The sequence below is a fragment of the Mesorhizobium sp. M1E.F.Ca.ET.041.01.1.1 genome (assembly GCF_003997355.1).
Classification (GTDB): Bacteria; Pseudomonadota; Alphaproteobacteria; order Rhizobiales; family Rhizobiaceae; genus Mesorhizobium.
Map to the genome: position 1 here is coordinate 1 of NZ_RZSL01001196.1, position 625 is coordinate 625.

A 625-nucleotide genomic window follows, 5' to 3' on the forward strand; every position below is an offset into this window, starting at 1 on the left:
CCGCACCAAGGACCTGCCGGCGCTGGCGCGCACCGCCGATATCCTGGTCGCCGCCGTCGGCCGTCCGGAAATGGTCAGGGGCGATTGGGTCAAGTCCGGCGCCACCGTCATCGATGTCGGCATCAACCGCATTCCGGCGCCCGAGAAAGGTGAAGGCAAGTCGCGGCTGGTCGGCGACGTCGCCTATGCCGAAGCGGCCGAGGTCGCCGGTGCCATCACGCCCGTCCCCGGCGGTGTCGGGCCGATGACCATTGCCATGCTGATGGCCAACACTGTAGCTTCCGCCTACCTCGCGGCCGGGTTGAAGCGGCCGTCCTTCTGATCAGAAAGCAGCGTCCTTGCCGAACCTTACTGCTCCTGTCGAACGGCCGGTCCTGGGCGATCCCGTTCAGGGCGGTCGGCAGTTCGGTTTCCTGCTCGTCGACAAATTCTCGATGTTCTCGCTGGCCGCGGCGATCGATTGCTTCCGCTCGGCCAACCGTCTGCTCGGCCGCGACTATTACGGCTGGACGACGATTTCGGCCGATGGCGACGCGGTCATGGCCTCAAACGGCCTGCCGCTCAAGATCGACTATTCCGTCGCGGACATGCCGCCGGTCGACATCCTGTTCGTCTCGGTCGGGCT

The 625-nt window shown here is 65.9% G+C and carries 2 pseudogenes; both read left to right on the forward strand.

Annotation, left to right across the window (positions count from 1 at the left end):
* Window positions 1-322 (forward strand): annotated as a pseudogene (locus tag EOA38_RS38310) (bifunctional methylenetetrahydrofolate dehydrogenase/methenyltetrahydrofolate cyclohydrolase); the annotation flags it as partial.
* Between the two features lie 16 nt (window positions 323-338).
* A pseudogene (locus EOA38_RS38315) lies at window positions 339-625 on the forward strand (GlxA family transcriptional regulator); the annotation flags it as partial.